This window comes from Psychrobacter sp. 1U2 (assembly GCF_051847575.1).
The window spans coordinates 1-1206 of record NZ_JBPYDC010000324.1; the positions used below are offsets into that span (position 1 = coordinate 1).

A 1206-nucleotide genomic window follows, 5' to 3' on the forward strand; every position below is an offset into this window, starting at 1 on the left:
TCTTAATGCCTCTATCGAGCAGCTACTCAAAAATATTTTATCTGTACTAATATGGGTGCTTGGACTTGCCAGCGTCATGGCCCAATTTGGCTTCGATATTGTATCTTTGGTAGCTGGTCTTGGTATCGTTGGCTTAGCAGTCGGCTTTGCAGCACAATCAACACTCGCCAACTTCATCGCTGGTATCACAATCTTGCTCGAACAATCGTTTCAGGTGGGCGACTGGATTCACATTAATGAAAACGAAGGTCGTGTGGTACTTATTGCCTTACGCACCACCCATATTTTGACGCGAGACAACATCACCGTTATCATCCCAAACTCTAACGTGGCCTCCTCTGAGGTGATCAACCTGACCTCTAAGAACTTTATACGTTTTGATCTTCGGATGCGTATCGCCTTCGAAGATGATATCGATACAGCTCGCAAAGAGATTTTACAAGTATTGACTGACACCAATGTTGTGCTAAGTCGCCCTGAGGCCTCAGCTACAGTCGATGAAATTGGTGAATATGGCGTATTCTTTATTGTACGCTTTTGGGTGAAGCCTGCAGCCGTAGCACGTATGCCAAAAATTAAAGAAAACCTACAAGAAGATATCAAACGCGCCTTCGATGCTGCCAATATCTCAACGCCCTACCCGCATATGCGGTTGCTCATGCCAAAGGATGTCGACTACCCTATCGCTACCAAACCTTTTGCAACCACAACGCAAGTCATTGCAGAACCAGAAATGAAAACAGAACCGCTACCCTCAACCAAAAATGAGAAATAAAACAGTCGAGACGCGTTAGATATTGGGTATTGGTGCATATCATTAGTTAGCACACTCAAACACTTAGTATCGACTATATTGCTTAATACCAACCACTTTAAACCATCCTATCCTGAAATATGGTAAAATCGCGGGTTAAACATCGTAATTTATGATGCGCCTCATTTATCCATTTAGCCCACAGGTATCCGTATGTCCGAAACAGCCGCGCCCCTCTCTTCCACAGTATCTCCACCAGCGTTGTCGCTTGATCTTATCATCACCTGTGCCGATGGACTTGAGGTGCCCCTACAGATTGAGCTGACAAGTTTTGGTATTGCAAGTGACATCAAAAGTACGGGCCGTCTGGCAGTGACTGGTACTTTGCATGATCTATATACGATTTGCTTGTGGTCTCGTGTGGCTTCACGAGTACTAATGCTTATCAAACG

1 protein-coding gene and 1 pseudogene are annotated in these 1206 nt (G+C 44.7%); both read left to right on the plus strand.

Going from position 1 to position 1206, the window contains the following annotated elements:
- On the plus strand, positions 1-775 hold a 775-nt coding region (locus tag ACS8FD_RS15515; protein WP_439276511.1), incomplete at its 5' end, for a mechanosensitive ion channel family protein.
- Between the two features lie 192 nt (positions 776-967).
- A pseudogene (locus ACS8FD_RS15520) lies at positions 968-1206 on the plus strand (bifunctional 23S rRNA (guanine(2069)-N(7))-methyltransferase RlmK/23S rRNA (guanine(2445)-N(2))-methyltransferase RlmL); the annotation flags it as partial.